11 protein-coding genes are annotated in these 16,307 nt (G+C 74.3%); 3 read left to right on the top strand and 8 right to left on the bottom strand.

The window, feature by feature from the left end; all coding sequences use genetic code 11:
• Window positions 1-24 precede the first annotated feature (24 nt).
• The 6 genes from ACWH4W_RS29410 to ACWH4W_RS29385 are packed head-to-tail and all read right to left on the bottom strand — an operon-like array spanning window position 25 to window position 6,894.
• Window positions 25-855: an HpcH/HpaI aldolase/citrate lyase family protein gene (locus ACWH4W_RS29410; RefSeq protein WP_473078835.1), complete on the bottom strand. Its 831-nt coding sequence runs from the start codon at window positions 853-855 to the stop codon at window positions 25-27.
• Window positions 852-2,072: a CaiB/BaiF CoA transferase family protein gene (locus tag ACWH4W_RS29405; RefSeq protein WP_473078834.1), complete on the bottom strand. Its 1,221-nt coding sequence runs from the start codon at window positions 2,070-2,072 to the stop codon at window positions 852-854. The genes ACWH4W_RS29410 and ACWH4W_RS29405 overlap by 4 nt, the downstream gene beginning before the upstream one ends.
• Window positions 2,069-3,445, bottom strand: coding sequence for an ADP-ribosylglycohydrolase family protein (locus tag ACWH4W_RS29400; RefSeq protein ID WP_473078833.1), 1,377 nt, complete (start codon window positions 3,443-3,445; stop codon window positions 2,069-2,071). The genes ACWH4W_RS29405 and ACWH4W_RS29400 overlap by 4 nt, the downstream gene beginning before the upstream one ends.
• The gene (locus ACWH4W_RS29395) at window positions 3,433-4,659 is read right to left on the bottom strand and encodes an ADP-ribosylglycohydrolase family protein (protein ID WP_473078832.1); all 1,227 of its coding nucleotides are present in this window, start codon (window positions 4,657-4,659) and stop codon (window positions 3,433-3,435) included. The genes ACWH4W_RS29400 and ACWH4W_RS29395 overlap by 13 nt, the downstream gene beginning before the upstream one ends.
• Before the next feature lie 7 nt (window positions 4,660-4,666).
• Entirely contained in the window at window positions 4,667-5,893 is a 1,227-nt protein-coding gene (locus ACWH4W_RS29390; RefSeq protein WP_473078831.1) for an ADP-ribosylglycohydrolase family protein, read from the bottom strand.
• A complete protein-coding gene (locus tag ACWH4W_RS29385) occupies window positions 5,890-6,894 on the bottom strand; it encodes an ADP-ribosylglycohydrolase family protein (protein WP_473078830.1) in 1,005 nt (334 codons plus the stop codon). The genes ACWH4W_RS29390 and ACWH4W_RS29385 overlap by 4 nt, the downstream gene beginning before the upstream one ends.
• Before the next feature lie 304 nt (window positions 6,895-7,198).
• Here ACWH4W_RS29385 and ACWH4W_RS29380 point away from each other — a divergent pair, with 304 nt between their 5' ends.
• The 3 genes from ACWH4W_RS29380 to ACWH4W_RS29370 all read left to right on the top strand — a co-directional run bounded on the left by ACWH4W_RS29380 (window position 7,199) and on the right by ACWH4W_RS29370 (window position 14,349).
• Window positions 7,199-7,930: a VIT1/CCC1 transporter family protein gene (locus ACWH4W_RS29380; RefSeq protein ID WP_473078829.1), complete on the top strand. Its 732-nt coding sequence runs from the start codon at window positions 7,199-7,201 to the stop codon at window positions 7,928-7,930.
• Between the two features lie 364 nt (window positions 7,931-8,294).
• A complete protein-coding gene (gene gltB / locus ACWH4W_RS29375) occupies window positions 8,295-12,893 on the top strand; it encodes a glutamate synthase large subunit (protein WP_473078828.1) in 4,599 nt (1,532 codons plus the stop codon).
• On the top strand, window positions 12,886-14,349 hold the full coding sequence (locus tag ACWH4W_RS29370) for a glutamate synthase subunit beta (RefSeq protein ID WP_473078827.1): 1,464 nt from the start codon (window positions 12,886-12,888) through the stop codon (window positions 14,347-14,349). Before gltB ends, ACWH4W_RS29370 begins: the two co-directional genes overlap by 8 nt.
• Window positions 14,350-14,442: 93 nt before the next feature.
• On the opposite strand, the gene ACWH4W_RS29365 is transcribed toward ACWH4W_RS29370, so the two are convergent.
• Both ACWH4W_RS29365 and ACWH4W_RS29360 read right to left on the bottom strand, forming a co-directional pair.
• Window positions 14,443-15,357, bottom strand: coding sequence for a chitosanase (locus tag ACWH4W_RS29365; RefSeq protein ID WP_473078826.1), 915 nt, complete (start codon window positions 15,355-15,357; stop codon window positions 14,443-14,445).
• On the bottom strand, window positions 15,354-16,283 hold the full coding sequence (locus tag ACWH4W_RS29360) for a rhomboid family intramembrane serine protease (RefSeq protein WP_473078825.1): 930 nt from the start codon (window positions 16,281-16,283) through the stop codon (window positions 15,354-15,356). The genes ACWH4W_RS29365 and ACWH4W_RS29360 overlap by 4 nt, the downstream gene beginning before the upstream one ends.
• Window positions 16,284-16,307: the final 24 nt, after the last annotated feature.

Below are 16,307 nucleotides of genomic sequence, written 5' to 3'. Positions count from 1 at the left end.
GCGCCCTCGCCGTCACCGGCCGGGTCACCGCTTGTGCGCCAGCGCCAGCGTCCGGTGGGCCGCCGTCACCACCGCCGCGTCCACGAACGTGCCGTCGGGCAGGGCCTGCGCGCCCGGGGTGGCGGCCGCCGCCTTCAGGACCGTCTCCGCCTGCTCGATCTCCCGCTCCGTGGGCAGGTAGGCGCGCTCGATGACCGGGAGCTGGCGCGGATGGATCGCCGCCCTGCCCAGGAAGCCCAGGGCGCGCCCGCGGACGCAGGACGCCTCCAGACCCTCCAGGTCACGGATGTCGGGGTGCACGGACTGGGCGGGCGGGGCCAGCCCCGCCGCGCGCGCCGCGACCACCACCCGGGCCCGGCACCAGTCGAGCCCGGCGTCCTCGCGCACCCCCAGGTCGGCCCGCAGGTCCGCCTCGCCGAGCGTGATGCCGCGCAGCGCCGGGTGCGCGGTGGCCACGGCGTGGGCGTGCTCGACGCCGAGGGCGGTCTCCAGCAGCGCGTACAGGGGCGGGGGGCCGCCGCGCGCGGAGACGGCCCCGCGCGCCGCCCGCACCACGTCGGACGGGGAGGACACCTTCGGCAGCCGCAGCCCCGACAGGCCCGGCGCCGGGGCCAGCGCCGCCAGGTCGGCCTGTCCCCAGGGCCCGGTGAGGGCGTTGACGCGGACGTGCACCGGCACCGGCTGCGGGTCGCGCAGCAGCTCGGCGGTGGCCGCGCGGGCGTACGCCTTCCGGTCCGGCGCGATGGCGTCCTCCAGATCGACCACCACCACGTCCGCCCCGGAGACCAGCGCCTTCGCCACCACGTCGGGGCGGTCGCCGGGCGCGTACAGCCAGGTCAGTGGGGGGCCCTTCACAGCGCGCCCTCCGCCCGCAGCTCCGCCAGGTCGGCCGGGGTGAGGCCCAGCCCGGTCAGCACCTCCTCGGTGTCCGCGCCGTGCGGGCGGCCCGCCCAGCGGATCGCCCCCGGGGTGGCGGAGAGCCGGAACAGCACGTTCTGCATGCGCAGCGGGCCCAGCTCCGGGTCCTCGACCGTGGTGATCGTGCCGAGCGCCTGGTACTGCGGGTCCGCCATGACGTCCCGTACGTCCTGGACCGGGGCGACGGCCGCCTCCGCCTTCTCGAACGCGGCCAGCACGTCGGCGCGGGTGTGCCGGGCGATCCAGCCGCCGACCGCCTCGTCCAGCACGTCCGCGTGCCGGGCCCGGCCCTCGCCGGTGGCGAACCAGGGGGCGTCGATCAGGTCGGGGCGCCCCACGAGCGCCATCACCCGCTCGGCGATCGACTGGGCCGAGGTGGAGACGGCGACCCAGGTGCCGTCGGCGGTGAGGTAGGTGCCGCGCGGGGCGTTGTTCTGCGACCGGTTGCCGGTGCGCGGCTGGACGTGCCCGAGCTGGTCGTACCAGGTGGGGTGGGGGCCGAGGGCGGCCAGGATCGGCTCGATCAGCGCCGTGTCCACGACCTGCCCCTGGCCCGTGCGGTCGCGGGCCGCGAGCGCGGTCATGATCGCGTACGCCGTGGTGAGGCCCGCGACGGAGTCCGCGAGGCCGAACGGCGGCAGGGTCGGCGGCGCGTCCGGTTCGCCGGTGAGCGCGGCGAAGCCGCTCATCGCCTCGGCGAGGGTGCCGAAGCCCGGCCGGTGCGCGTACGGGCCGAACTGGCCGAAGCCGGTGACCCGCGCCAGCACCAGCCGGGGGTTGACCGCGGACAGCTCGGGCCAGCCCAGGTCCCACTTCTCCAGGGTGCCGGGGCGGAAGTTCTCCACGACCACGTCGGCGGTGGCCGCCAGGCGCAGCAGGATGGCCCGGCCGCCCGGTGTGGACAGGTCGAGGGTGACGGTGCGCTTGTTGCGGCCGAGGACCTTCCACCACAGGCCGACGCCGTCCCTGGACGGTCCGTGGCCGCGCGAGGGGTCCGGGCGCCTCGGGTGCTCGACCTTGACGACGTCGGCGCCGAAGTCGCCGAGCAGGGTGGCCGCGAGGGGGCCGGCGAAGAGGGTGGCGAGATCCAGGACGCGCAGGCCGGTCAGCGGGGGAGCGGCGGGGGCGGCGGCGGCCGGGTCGGGGGGTGTCATGGGCGGGACGCCTCCAGGCGGGTGAGACGGGCCAGGGAGTCGAAGCCGGTGCCGTCGAAGTCGCCGACGGAGGTGGCCAGGCGGTTCTTCAGCGGGGCCGTCCAGCGCTCGGGGAGCGCGCGGGGCGAACCGGCGAGCAGCCCGGCGACGCTGCCGGCGGTGGCGCCGACCGAGTCGGTGTCCCAGCCGCCGGACACCGCGCGGCAGATCGAGGCGGTGAAGTCCCCGTCGGCGTGGGTGAGCGCGGCGGCCAGCAGGGCGGTGTTGGGGACGGCGTGCACCCAGTGGTGGGCGGCGCCGTGCGTCTCGTGCAGCAGGTCGGCCACGGTGTCGAAGTCCTCGTGCTCACGGGCCAGCCGCACGGCGTCGCGGACGGCCCGCGCGAGCCGGGAGCGGGGCGGGACGACGGTGAGCCCGGTGCGCAGACAGGTGTGCACGTCACGCTCGCCGCCGGCCGCGGCGGCGATGACGGCGGCGGTGAACATGGCCGCGTAGACGCCGTTGGCCGTGTGGGTGAGGGCGGCGTCCCGGTACGCCTGCTCGGCCGCGGCGCCCGGATCGCCGGGGTTGGTCCAGCCGTGCGCGTCGGCGCGGATCAGGGCGCCGATCCACTCGCGGAACGGGTTGTGGTGGCGGGCGGTCAGCGGCGGTTCGAGCCCGTGGAGGAGGTTGCGGTAGGCGACGCGCTCGGCGGTGAAGGTGCGGCCGGCGGGCAACTCGTCGAGCCAGACGCGGGCCACGTCGCCGGTGGTGAAGCGGCGGCCGTGGCGGCGCAGCACCAGCAGGGCGAGCAGCGGGTAGTTGAGGTCGTCGTCCTCGGGCATGCCGTCGATGTTCTCGGCGAGCGAGGTGGCCGCCGAGCGCCGGTTCCAGGGGTGCCGGTCCAGCAGCTCGGCGGGGACGCCCCGGGCGGTGAACCAGCCGTTCAGCGGCCAGTTGCCGGCGGCGCGGGCGAGGTCCCGGATGGCGGCCAGGGGCAGCTTCTCCACCGGCTTGCCCAGCAGGCAGCCGGCCGCCCGGCCGAGCCAGGCCGCCTCCAGCCGCGCCTCGAACACCGGCCCGTCCCAGGCCGCCGGGGCGCCGGGGGAGAGGGGCCACTCGGGGCACAGCGCCTGGATCGCGGCGAGGTCGGAGGGCTCGTCGTCGGCGAGGACGCTGGGCAGCTCGGCCAGTTCGTCCAGCAGGTCGCCGGCCAGCAGGCGCAGGTGACGGGAGGCCGGGCGGGGGGAGGCGCCGGCGGTGAGCGGGGCCGGGGGACCGCCCGCCGCGCGCCAGCGGGCGGCGACCGCCGACGCCTCCCGGCCGTCCAGCGCGGCCTGGCGCAGCTCGTGCCCGACGAGGTCCTCCGGCTGGACCCAGGTCAGTCGGAGCATCCGGCGCCTCCCAGCCGGGCGAACGCCCGTTCGTGGGCGCGGCGGCGCTCCACGTCCCGGGCGTAGACCTCGCGGGCCACCGCGGCGAGGGCGGCGGCCGGCTCCCACAGGTCGAGACGGCTGGCCTCCGCCACGGTCTTGGCCCACTCCTCGGGCACCGGGGAACCGAGCGCGCCGGTCACCGCACCGGCCATCGTGGCGATGGAGTCGCAGTCGCGGCCGTAGTTGACCGCGCCCAGCACCGCGTGCCGGAAGTCGCCGCGGGCCACCAGCACCATGCCGAGCGCGACGGGCAGCTCCTCGATCGCGTGCAGCCGGGAGGGGCGCCGGGCGCCCAGTGACGGGGAGCGGTAGTCGGGACCCACGGTGTCGTACGGGGCGACCGCCTCGCGCAGCGGACGCAGCGCCGACTCGGCGTCGGTGTGCCGCGACGCCTCCGCGCAGACCTTCTCGATCGCCTCCCGGGTGCCGTCCTTGGCCAGGGACAGGCACGCGGCGACGACCGACTCCGGGGTCGCGTCCGGCGCGCAGGCCGCCGCCACGGCCGCCGCGAACACCCCGGCGGCCTCCCTGCCGTACGACGACTGGTGGGCGCCCGCGACGTCCAGGGCCTCGGCGTACGCGGCGGCCGGGTGGGCGGCGTTGACCAGGCCGACCGGGGCCATGTACATCGCGGCACCGCAGTTGACGATGTTGCCCACGCCCGCCTCGCGCGGGTCGACGTGCCCGTAGTGCAGGCGTGTCACCAGCCATTTCTCCGCGAGGAAGAGCCGGTGCAGCGGGATCGTCTCCGCCTCCAGCTCCGGGATCCAGCGCGGGTTCGTCATCAGGTCCGGGACCAGGTGCTCGGCGATCGCGTAGGCGTCCAGGTGGTCGCGGACCCGCGCGTACACCCGGACCAGCGCGTGGGTCATCAGGGTGTCGTCGGTGACGTGCCCGTCGCCCTTGTGGTACGGCGCGACCGGCCGGGCGGTGCGCCAGTCGTCGCCGTGCCAGGGACCCACGACGCCGTGGACGCGGCCGCCGTGGCGCTCGGCGATCTGCTCGGGGGAGTACCCCTCGACCGGGCCGCCGAGGGCGTCGCCGACGGCTGCCCCCACCAGCGCCCCGGTGATCCGTTCCTCCAGGGACGGTGTGCTTCCTGCGCTTCCTGCGCTTCCTGCGCTTTCTGTTCTTTCTGTTCTTTCTGTTCTTTCAGCCGATTCGTGCGTCATGCCGGGATCATCCTCCGGGTGCGGTCGGTCGGGCGGCTTCCAGCAGCCCGGCGAGTTCCACCAGGTCCGTCCCGGTGAGCCGGGGGAGCACGCAGCCGGACAGGGTGCGGCAGCTCTCCCGCCAGGACGCGGGGATCGCGGCGCCCCCGCCCAGCGCGCCGGTGAGGGCGCCGGCCAGCGCCGGGGCGGAGTCCGCCACCCGGGACAGACAGGCCGCCGCCGGGACCGCCTCCGCGATCCGGCCGCGGGCGGCGGTGGTCAGGGCGAGGGCGACGGGGACGGTCTCGGCGGCGGCGACGCCGTAGCTGTAGACGTGGTCGACGATCTGGTGCTCCAGCGGCGGCACCAGGGCGAAGGCGCTGTCGGCGTCCGCCGCGAGCGCCAGGGCGTGCCGGGCGTTGCGGCCGATCTCGGTGTCCTCGGGCAGCTCGGCGCAGGCGGCGGCCGCGCAGGCGTCCGGGTCCGCCCCGGACAGGGCGAGGGACACGGCGGCGGCCATGGCGCGGGCGCCGTGCACGCCGTCGCCGTCCTGGGTGTAACGGGCGTCGAACTCGGCGAGGTCGGCGGCGGCGCGGGGGTCGCCCGGGTGGGCCACGGCCAGCACGCAGGCCCGGACGCAGGCAGCGTCGTCGAAGTAGTGCGGGTTGTCGTGGCCGGAGGCGGGCGGGCGCAGCCCGGTGGCGAGGTTGCCGAGGCCGGCCCGCACGGAGATGCGGGCGCGCAGCGGCAGCACGGCGGACTCGGTCTCGGGGGCCCGCTCGGTGGCGGCGGCGACCTCGGCCGCGACCGCGTTCCAGGTGAGGTCGATGGCGGCGCGGGTGCGGCGCTCCCGGCTCAGCTCGCCGAGCACGGTGTCGTCGCCCGCGCGCAGCACCGCCTCGGCGGCGAACGCGGCCCACTCGGCGTCGTCGGAGGGGCCGAGCCGGAGCGGCTCGGGGGGCTGGTTCAGGGCGATGGGGACGGGGAGCGTGGTGGTGGCGTTCTGCTCGGCGAAGGTGTCCAGCTCGCGGGTGAGGCGCCGGGTCCACTCGGGCATGCGGGCGGCGCGGTGCCGGGCGGCGGGCCAGCCGGCGGCGTCCCCGGCGGCGAGTCCGAGGAGCAGGCCCTCGACGGCCGCGCGGGACGGGCGGGGAGCGGGCGCGGCGGGTGTCCGCGGCGCGGGGGCCGCGTCGTCCCGGCCGGGTCCGGGGGTGAGCGTGTCGTCGGTGGTCGGGGCGGGGGTGGTGGAGGTCATGTGGGGGTCTCCGGGGTCAGCAGGTCCGCGATGTCGAGGACGTGGTGGCCTGCCATGGCGGGCAGGCAGGTGCCGCGGGCCGGGGTGATGGCCGCGGCCCAGTGCTCGGGGACGGCGGCGACCCCCTGGGTCGCCCCCGCCAGCGCGCCCGCCACCGCCGCCGTGGTGTCGGCGTCGCGGCCCATGTTCACGGCGGCCAGCACCGCGTGGACGAAGTCGCCGTCGGCCGCCGCGTACGCGCCGAAGGCCAGGGCCACCGCCTCCGGGGCGAGGTCGGTCCAGGGGTAGCCGCCGATCACCACCGCGGCGCGGACCGCGCGCTCGCCGCGGTGGGCGGCGGTCACCGCGCGGCGCAGCGAGCGGGCGGTCCAGGAGTCGTCCGGCACCACCGCCAGCGCCGAGGCCACGACGGTGACCACCGGCGCCCCGGCCATGGCCGCCGCGACGCCGGCCGCCACCGCCTGCCCGCCGTAGATGCCCTCCCCGTCGTGGCTGACCGAGCCGTCGACCGCCGCGAGCCGGGCCGCCTCGTCGGGACGCCCGGCCGCGTGCACGCCGTAGGGCGCCGCCCGCATCGCCAGGCCGTCGCTCCAGGCGTGCCGGTGCTGGGCGGAGATGGGCGCGGCCAGCCCCCGGCGCAGGTTCTCCAGCGTGCCGCGCTCGCTGAAGCCGGCGCCGCGGAAGGGGCCCTCGGCGCGGTCCGCGATCCACTCGTGCCAGGCCGCCTCCACGTGCGCGGGGGTGAGCGCGGAGCCGTGCCGGGCGGCCAGCAGGCCGGAGAAGATCGCGTACTCGGTGTCGTCCGTGCCGGCCGGGGGGTCGCTCACGTAGCCCGTGATGCGGCCCCACCTCGCGCGGATCTCGGAGGGCTTCATGTTCTCGGCGGGGGCGCCCAGCGCGTCACCGACGGCCAGGCCGAGCAGCGCGCCGCGGGCCCGTTCGCGGAGCCCGGGGGCGTCCCCGGGCGCGGGCGCCGAGGGGATGCGGGCGGTCGATGCCATACGCGGCCTTCCTCTCAGGCGCGCCCCGCGGGGCGCGGGCCCTTTGCGGAACTGTCCCCGGTGCCGTGTCCGCCGCAGCCTCGCGCGCCGGAGTGTCACCCGGACGACATCCGCAGGGCCGTTCGCGCGGGCGGGGCGGAGGGCAAAACCGCTGGTTAGCCCAGCCTTTCCTTGCTGGCAGGGGGGTCCGCCGAGGCGTAAACTGGGTGGCGTCAAAAGTTAGAACAAGTCCAAATTAAGGTCCGCGTCACCTGCGGGCCGGCGCCCGGACGGGGGCGCCCGAGGAAGTCCAGGGGGACCCGGCATGGCCATCATCGAGACCGAGGCGACGCTCCACGAGGCGCACCGCGACAACCACACCCACCGCGACGTGAACGGCGGATGGCTGCGCCCCGCGGTGTTCGGCGCCATGGACGGACTGGTCTCCAACCTCGCCCTGATGACCGGCGTCGCCGGCGGATCCGTCAGCCAGCAGACCGTCGTCCTCAGCGGCCTCGCCGGACTGGCCGCCGGCGCCTTCTCCATGGCGGCCGGCGAGTACACCTCCGTCGCCTCCCAGCGCGAGCTGGTCGAGGCCGAGCTGGACGTCGAACGCCGGGAGCTGCGCAAGCACCCCGAGGACGAGGAGGCCGAGCTGGCCGCCCTCTACCGGGCCCGCGGGGTCGAGCCGGAGCTGGCGCGGGAGGTGGCCCGGCAGCTCTCCCGCGACCCCGAGCAGGCGCTGGAGATACACGCCCGCGAGGAGCTGGGTGTCGACCCCGGCGACCTGCCCTCCCCGGTCGTCGCCGCCGTCTCCAGCTTCGGCTCCTTCGCGCTGGGCGCGCTGCTGCCGGTGCTGCCGTACCTGCTCGGCGCGAGCAGCCTGTGGCCGGCCGTGCTGGTCGCGCTGGTCGGACTGTTCCTGTGCGGAGCCGTGGTCGCGAAGGTCACGGCGCGCTCCTGGTGGTACAGCGGCCTGCGGCAGCTCGCCCTCGGCGGCGCGGCGGCCGGTCTGACGTACGCCCTCGGGTCACTTTTCGGCACCGCCGTGGGATGACCTCTTGCGCCCATGCGGAGCATCGCATAAACAATCATTACTCGCTGGTTTCGACCGTGTGACCGGTGGGCATCAGCCGTAAGCGCTGCAGGCAACGAGGCCGACGGCGTGCCCGGCGGAGGGGCGAAGAGGCCTCTTCCCGCCATCCGGCCGACGGGCACCGATCTGCCCCCCGCGGTCCCCGCAGCTTTCGTCGACAGACGCGCCATCCCCTCGCGACCGGGTCGATGTCCGCATGGTGGAACGGAACATCCCGGTGTTCGAGAGTCGCCCCATCATGTAACCTGCACGAAATTTCGCTCCACGCAGAGGGCCAACGTCGTCCCTCGGCACACCCACATGCCAGACGACGACGGGAGAGCCGATGCGTACGCCGCGCCAGCCGTCCCAGCATTCCTCGAAGGACCGCACGAGCTGGTCCTTCATGGATGCCCGCCCTGCCGCGCAGGGCCTGTACGACCCCCGCGACGAGCACGACGCCTGCGGCGTCGGCTTCGTCGCCACCCTCACCGGCGAGGCGTCCCACACGCTGGTCGAGCAGGCCCTCACCGTGCTGCGCAACCTCGAGCACCGCGGCGCCACCGGCTCCGAGCCGGACTCCGGCGACGGCGCGGGCATCCTCTCCCAGATCCCGGACGCCTTCTTCCGTGAGGTGGCCGGATTCGAGCTGCCCGAGGCGGGCGGCTACGCCGTCGGCACCGCCTTCCTCCCCGAGGACGGCACCGACGAGGCCGTCGCCCGCATCGAGGAGATCGCCGCCGCCGAGGAGCTCACCGTGCTCGGCTGGCGCGAGGTGCCGGTCGCGCCCCAGCTGCTCGGCGCCACCGCCCGCTCGACCATGCCGGTCTTCCTCCAGCTCTTCGTCACCGACGGGCGGAGCCGGGGCATCGACCTGGACCGCAAGGCGTTCGTGCTGCGCAAGCGCGCCGAGCGCGAGGCGGGCGTCTACTTCCCGTCGCTGTCCGCGCGGACCCTCGTCTACAAGGGCATGCTGACCACCGGCCAGCTCGAGCCCTTCTTCCCGGACCTGTCCGACCGCCGCTTCGGCTCCGCGATCGCGCTGGTCCACTCCCGGTTCTCCACCAACACCTTCCCGTCGTGGCCGCTCGCGCACCCGTACCGCTTCGTCGCGCACAACGGTGAGATCAACACCGTCAAGGGCAACCGCAACTGGATGCGCGCCCGCGAGTCCCAGCTGATGTCGGACCTGTTCGGCACGGAGAAGGACCTCGGGCGGATCTTCCCGGTCTGCACCCCCGACGCCTCCGACTCGGCGTCCTTCGACGAGGTGCTGGAGCTGCTGCACCTCGGCGGGCGTTCACTGCCGCACTCGGTGCTGATGATGATCCCGGAGGCGTGGGAGAACCACGACTCCATGGACCCGGCCCGGCGCGCCTTCTACCAGTACCACTCCACGATGATGGAGCCCTGGGACGGCCCGGCCTGCGTCACCTTCACCGACGGCACCCAGGTCGGCGCCGTGCTCGACCGCAACGGCCTGCGCCCCGGCCGCTACTGGGTCACCGACGACGGCCTGGTCGTCCTCGGCTCCGAGGTCGGCGTGCTCGACATCGACCCGGCCAGGGTGGTCCGCAAGGGCCGCCTCCAGCCCGGCCGCATGTTCCTCGTGGACACCGCCGAGCACCGCATCGTCGAGGACGACGAGATCAAGGCCGCCCTCGCCGCCGAACACCCCTACGCGGAGTGGCTCGAGGCCGGCGAGATCGAGCTGTCCGACCTGCCCGGGCGCGAGCACATCGTGCACACCCACGCCTCGGTCACCCGCCGCCAGCAGACCTTCGGCTACACCGAGGAGGAACTGCGCGTCCTCCTCGCCCCGATGGCCAAGTCCGGCGCCGAGCCGATCGGTTCAATGGGCACCGACTCGCCGATCGCCGCGCTCAGCGAGCGCCCGCGGCTGCTGTTCGACTACTTCACCCAGCTCTTCGCGCAGGTCACCAACCCGCCGCTGGACGCGATCCGCGAGGAGCTGGTCACCTCCCTGCGCTCCTCCCTGGGCCCCCAGGGCAACCTGCTGGAGCCCACGGCCGCCGCGTGCCGCAGCGTCACCCTGCCCTTCCCGGTGATCGACAACGACGAGCTGGCCAAGCTCATCCACATCAACGCCGACGGCGACATGCCCGGCTTCAAGGCCGCGACGCTCTCCGGCCTGTACCGGGTGGCCGGCGGCGGCGAGGCCCTCGCCGCCCGCCTCGAGGACATCTGCGCCGAGGCCGACGCCGCCATCGACAACGGCGCCCGGCTGATCGTCCTGTCCGACCGGCACTCCGACGCCGAGCACGCGCCGATCCCGTCGCTGCTGCTCACCGCGGCCGTCCACCACCACCTCATCCGCACCAAGCAGCGCACCCAGGTGGGCCTGCTGGTCGAGGCCGGCGACGTCCGCGAGGTCCACCACGTCGCGCTGCTCATCGGCTACGGCGCCGCCGCGGTCAACCCGTACCTGGCCATGGAGTCCGTCGAGGACCTGGTCCGCGCGGGCACCTTCCTGCCGGGCATCGAGCCGGAGAAGGCCATCCGCAACCTCATCCACGCCCTCGGCAAGGGCGTGTTGAAGGTGATGTCCAAGATGGGCATCTCCACGGTCGCCTCCTACCGCGGCGCCCAGGTCTTCGAGGCCGTCGGTCTCCAGGAGGCCTTCGTGGAGAAGTACTTCAACGGCACCACCAGCAAGATCGGCGGCGTCGGCATCGACGTGATCGCCAAGGAGGTCGCCGCCCGCCACGCCAAGGCGTACCCCGCCTCCGGCATCGCCCCGGCGCACCGCGCCCTGGACATCGGCGGCGAGTACCAGTGGCGCCGCGAGGGCGAGCCGCACCTGTTCGACCCGGAGACGGTCTTCCGCCTCCAGCACTCCACGCGCTCCGGCCGCTACGACATCTTCAAGAAGTACACCGAGCGGGTGAACGAGCAGTCCGAGCGGCTGATGACGCTGCGCGGCCTGTTCGGCTTCAAGCCGGACCGCGAGCCGATCCCCGTCGACGAGGTCGAGCCGGTCTCCGAGATCGTCAAGCGCTTCTCCACCGGCGCCATGTCGTACGGCTCCATCTCCCAGGAGGCGCACGAGACCCTCGCCATCGCCATGAACCAGCTCGGCGGCAAGTCCAACACCGGCGAGGGCGGCGAGGACCCGGAGCGCCTGTACGACCCGGCCCGCCGCTCCTCCATCAAGCAGGTCGCCTCCGGCCGCTTCGGCGTGACCAGCGAGTACCTGGTCAACGCCGACGACATCCAGATCAAGATGGCCCAGGGCGCCAAGCCCGGCGAGGGCGGCCAGCTCCCCGGCCACAAGGTCTACCCGTGGGTGGCGAAGACCCGCCACTCCACGCCGGGCGTGGGGCTCATCTCCCCGCCGCCGCACCACGACATCTACTCCATCGAGGACCTCGCCCAGCTGATCCACGACCTGAAGAACGCCAACCCCCAGGCGCGCATCCACGTCAAGCTGGTCTCCGAGGTCGGCGTCGGCACCGTCGCCGCGGGCGTCTCCAAGGCCCACGCGGACGTCGTGCTGATCTCCGGCCACGACGGCGGCACCGGCGCCTCCCCGCTGACGTCGCTGAAGCACGCCGGCGGCCCCTGGGAGCTGGGCCTGGCCGAGACCCAGCAGACGCTGCTCCTCAACGGCCTGCGCGACCGCATCGTCGTGCAGACCGACGGCCAGCTCAAGACCGGCCGCGACGTGGTGATCGCCGCGCTGCTCGGCGCCGAGGAGTTCGGCTTCGCCACCGCCCCGCTGGTGGTCTCCGGCTGCGTCATGATGCGCGTCTGCCACCTGGACACCTGCCCGGTCGGCATCGCCACCCAGAACCCGGTGCTGCGCGACCGGTTCTCCGGCAAGGCCGAGTACGTGGTGAACTTCTTCCGGTTCATCGCCGAGGAGGTCCGCGAGCTGCTGGCCGAGCTGGGCTTCCGCTCCGTCGACGAGGCCGTCGGCCACGCCGAGGTGCTGGACGTGACCCGCGCGGTGAACCACTGGAAGGCGCAGGGCCTGGAGCTCGAGCCGCTGTTCCACGTGCCCGAGCTGCCCGAGGGCGCCGCCCGCCACCAGGTGATCGCCCAGGACCACGGCCTGGAGAAGGCGCTCGACAACGAGCTGATCAAGCTCGCCGCCGACGCGCTCTCCGCCTCCGGGGCGGAGGACGCCCAGCCGGTGCGCGCCCAGGTCGCCATCCGCAACATCAACCGCACGGTCGGCACCATGCTCGGCCACGAGGTGACGAAGAAGTTCGGCGGCGCGGGCCTGCCCGACGACACCATCGACATCACCTTCACCGGCTCCGCCGGCCAGTCGTTCGGCGCCTTCGTCCCGCGCGGCGTCACGCTGCGCCTGGAGGGCGACGCCAACGACTACGTCGGCAAGGGCCTGTCCGGCGGCCGGATCGTCGTCCGGCCGGACCGCGCCGCCGACCACCTCGCCGAGTACAGCGTCATCGCGGGCAACACCCTCGCCTACGGCGCCACCGGCGGCGAGATGTTCCTGCGCGGCAAGGTCGGCGAGCGGTTCTGCGTCCGCAACTCCGGCGCGCTGGTCGTCTCCGAGGGCGTGGGCGACCACGGCTGCGAGTACATGACCGGCGGCCACGCGGTCGTCCTCGGCGAGACCGGACGCAACTTCGCGGCCGGCATGTCCGGCGGCGTCGCGTACGTCATCGACCTGGACCGGGACAACGTGAACGCCGGGAACCTCGCCTCCGTGGAGGCGCTGGACGACGCCGACAAGCAGTGGCTGCACGAGGTGGTCCGGCGGCACCAGGAGGAGACGGGGTCCACCGTCGCCGAGAAGCTGCTCGCCGACTGGGACACCGCCGTGGAGCGCTTCAGCAAGATCATCCCCAGCACGTACAAGGCAGTGCTCGCCGCCAAGGACGCCGCCGAGCGAGCCGGTCTGTCGGAGACCGAGATCACCGAGAAGATGATGGAGGCGGCGATCCATGGCTGACCCGAAGGGCTTTCTGAACCACGGCCGCGAGGTCGCAGCGTCCCGTCCGGTCGAGGAGCGCACGAAGGACTGGAACGAGGTCCACGTCCCCGGCTCCCTGCTGCCGATCATCAGCAAGCAGGCCGGCCGCTGCATGGACTGCGGCATCCCGTTCTGCCACAACGGCTGTCCGCTCGGCAACCTCATCCCCGAGTGGAACGACTACGCCTACCGCGAGGACTGGGGCGCGGCGAGCGACCGGCTGCACGCCACGAACAACTTCCCCGAGTTCACCGGGCGGCTGTGCCCCGCCCCGTGCGAGTCGGCGTGCGTGCTCGGCATCAACCAGCCGCCGGTCACCATCAAGAACGTCGAGGTCTCGATCATCGACAAGGCGTGGGAGTCCGGCGGCGTCGCGCCCCGGATCCCCGAACGCCTGTCCGGCAAGACCGTCGCGGTCGTCGGCTCCGGCCCCGCGGGCCTGGCCGCCGCCCAGCAGCTGACCCGGGCCGGCCACACCGTCGCCGTCTACGAGCGCGCGGACCGCATCGGAGGCCTCCTGCGGTACGGCATCCCCGAGTTCAAGATGGAGAAGCGGCACATCAACCGCCGGATCGAGCAGATGCGCGCGGAGGGCACCAGGTTCCGCACCGGCATCGAGATCGGCCGCGACATGCCGGCGACCGCGCTGCGCAAGCGGTACGACGCCGTGGTCCTCGCCGTCGGCGCGACCACCGCGCGCGACCTGCCGGTGCCGGGCCGCGAGCTCAAGGGCATCCACCAGGCCATGGAGTACCTGCCGCTGGCGAACAAGGTGCAGGAGGGCGACTACGTCTCCCCGCCGATCACCGCCGCGGGCAAGCACGTCGTCGTGATCGGCGGCGGCGACACCGGCGCCGACTGCGTGGGCACCGCCCACCGCCAGGGCGCCGCGTCCGTCACCCAGCTGGAGATCATGCCCCGCCCGAACGACGAGCGGGACCCCCTCTCCCAGCCCTGGCCGACCTTCCCCCTGCTCTACAAGGTCACCAGCGCCCACGAGGAGGGCGGCGAGCGGATCTACTCCGTCTCCACCACCCACTTCGAGGGCGACGAGGACGGCCACGTGCAGTGGCTGCACCTGGTCGAGGTCGAGTTCGTGGACGGCAGGCCGACCGGGAAGCCCGGCACCGAACGGAAGATCCCGGCCCAGCTGGTCACCCTCGCCATGGGCTTCACCGGCACCGACCGGGAGAACGGCCTGGTCGAGCAGTTCGGCCTGGACCTCGACGAGCGGGGTAACATCGCCCGGGACGCCGACTTCCAGACGAACGTGCCGGGCGTGTTCGTCGCCGGCGACGCCGGCCGCGGCCAGTCGCTCATCGTGTGGGCGATCGCCGAGGGCCGGTCGGCCGCCCGCGGCTGCGACCGGTACCTGACCGGGGCGAGCGAACTGCCCGCCCCGATCCGCCCGACGGACCGCGCCCTGGCGGTCTGACACCCCGATACGTCCCGCACAAAGGCGTGCGGAACACCGCGGCGCCTGCCCACCCGTCCCCGACCGGACCCCTGGGCAGGCGCCGCGACATGGTCAGCGCAGGGTGTAGGAGGTCCCGTACATCTCCCAGGTGAGCGGGGTGTCCAGGTCCAGGTTCCCGGCCTGCAGGAAGCGGCGCTGGGCCGTGTCGACGCGGGAGGTGTCGCGGTCCGGGTAGCGGGCCAGCATGGTGGCGCGCCGGACGTCGAGGAAGGCGTCCAGGTACGCCTTCTCCGATCCGCCCGCCGCGGGCGTCTTCGCCCGCTCCAGGACGCGCTCGCGCAGGGCGTAGAAGCCGTTCTCGTCGGTGCCGGTGCCGTGGAAGACCATCGCGTCGAAGTACACGAACTGGCCCAGGGTGCCCAGACCGTCCAGCTTGGCGAGGCGGACCGCGGGCTCGAAGTAGACCCGGTCGCGCTCCGCCTCCTGCGCCGCGCGGAACTCCGGCAGCTCCGCCTCCGCCTTCCACGCGTCGGTGAAGCCGGGGTCGAGCCCCTCGAGCGAGCCGGTGCCGTCGACCTTCCGCAGGGCGGGCAGATAGCGCGCGAGACCGTTGCCGGGACGGCTCTCGGTGTAGCGCTCCACCAGGGTGAGCAGATCATGGGTGCCGGTGCAGAAGCCGACGATGCCCGCGGTGTAGCCGCAGTCGTCGCCCTCGTCCTCGATGACCCCGTAGGTGGAGCGCCAGTCCGTGGTGGAGTGCTCGGCGCTCGCCACCAGCCGGTGGGCCAGTTCCTTCTTGTCGGGGGCGGCCAGCCCCGGCGGCAGGGAGGCGATGAGCTCGTCGTCCTTGTCCCGCCGCTGCTCGTGGTCCTGCTCGGCCCGGTCCTTGACGTCGTCACGGGAGGACTGCGCGCTGACCGAGGACGGGACGGCCGGCGCGTCGGCGGCCCCCGACGGCAGGACGAAGTACACCGCCGTGGCGACCACGGGGACGCCCGCGAGGAAGAGCACACCGGCACGTTTCACTGGGGGATCCCTCCACCTGTCAGTTCCGACACCTTCGCCGCCGCCAGGACGGCGAGCAGCACCACCAGCCCCGCGCACGCGCCGGCCTGCACCAGGACGCGGCGCCCGTCGCGCGGCGCCCAGGCGAACGCGAGCGCCACCAGCCCGCCCGTGAGCAGCCCGCCCAGGTGACCCTGCCACGAGGTGAACACCGCGGAGACCACCAGCCACAGCAGCAGCCCGGCCATGAAGCGGTTCACCCCGCGCGGGTCCGCGCCCACCCGCCGGGACACCACGTAGAAGGCGGCCCCGACCCCGAACAGCGCGCCGGACGCGCCGACCACGGGGTCGAAGGGCACGATCAGCAGCACCAGCACCGAACCGCCCAGCGCCGACAGCAGGTACAGCGCGAGGTAGTGGACCCGGCCCAGCATCGGCTCGACCACCCGGCCCAGGCTCCACAGCACCGCCGCGTTCATCAGCACGTGGAGGACGCCGAACGTCCCCTCCGTGGGCGGCAGATGCAGGAACGCGCCGGTCAGCAGCCGGTACCACTCGCCCTCCGCCACCCCTTCCGGGGTGAAGCCGGCGGGATACGGGTCGGTCCATACGAAGCGCTCATCGTACGCGCCGACCAGCCCCCGGCCCAGCATCGCGAACCGGCCGACGACGAACTCCGGCCGGGCCGTCTCCGCCAGGTACGCCAGCACGTTGACGGCGATGAGCGCGTACGTCACCACGGGCGCCGCCGGGACCCGGCCGCCCACCAGGGTGCGCGCCCGCCGCACCGACCGGGCGCCCTCCCGCACGCAGTCGGGGCACTGGTGGCCCACGGCCGCCTCGCGCATGCAGTCGGGGCAGATGTACCGCTCGCAGCGGACGCAGCGCACCTGGCACCCCACCCGCGGATGGCGGTAGCAGGTGGTCACGGCGGACTCGGGCTCCACAGGCCGGCTCCTCGGCGGGGTCGG

The sequence above is a fragment of the Streptomyces sp. DSM 120436 genome (assembly GCF_055778765.1).
Note: the sequence above shows the minus strand (reverse complement) of the source record. Positions and strands in the feature narration are given on the sequence as shown.

What these genes read in the sequence shown, in the direction of transcription:
- ACWH4W_RS29400 (WP_473078833.1), bottom strand. Translation starts at nt 3,445, where the DNA reads ATGCTCCGACTGACCTGGGTCCAGCCGGAGGACCTCGTCGGGCACGAG.
- ACWH4W_RS29380 (WP_473078829.1), top strand. Translation starts at nt 7,199, where the DNA reads ATGGCCATCATCGAGACCGAGGCGACGCTCCACGAGGCGCACCGCGAC.
- ACWH4W_RS29395 (WP_473078832.1), bottom strand. Translation starts at nt 4,659, where the DNA reads ATGACGCACGAATCGGCTGAAAGAACAGAAAGAACAGAAAGAACAGAA.
- ACWH4W_RS29390 (WP_473078831.1), bottom strand. Translation starts at nt 5,893, where the DNA reads ATGACCTCCACCACCCCCGCCCCGACCACCGACGACACGCTCACCCCC.
- ACWH4W_RS29385 (WP_473078830.1), bottom strand. Translation starts at nt 6,894, where the DNA reads ATGGCATCGACCGCCCGCATCCCCTCGGCGCCCGCGCCCGGGGACGCC.
- ACWH4W_RS29370 (WP_473078827.1), top strand. Translation starts at nt 12,886, where the DNA reads ATGGCTGACCCGAAGGGCTTTCTGAACCACGGCCGCGAGGTCGCAGCG.
- ACWH4W_RS29405 (WP_473078834.1), bottom strand. Translation starts at nt 2,072, where the DNA reads ATGACACCCCCCGACCCGGCCGCCGCCGCCCCCGCCGCTCCCCCGCTG.
- gltB (WP_473078828.1), top strand. Translation starts at nt 8,295, where the DNA reads ATGCGTACGCCGCGCCAGCCGTCCCAGCATTCCTCGAAGGACCGCACG.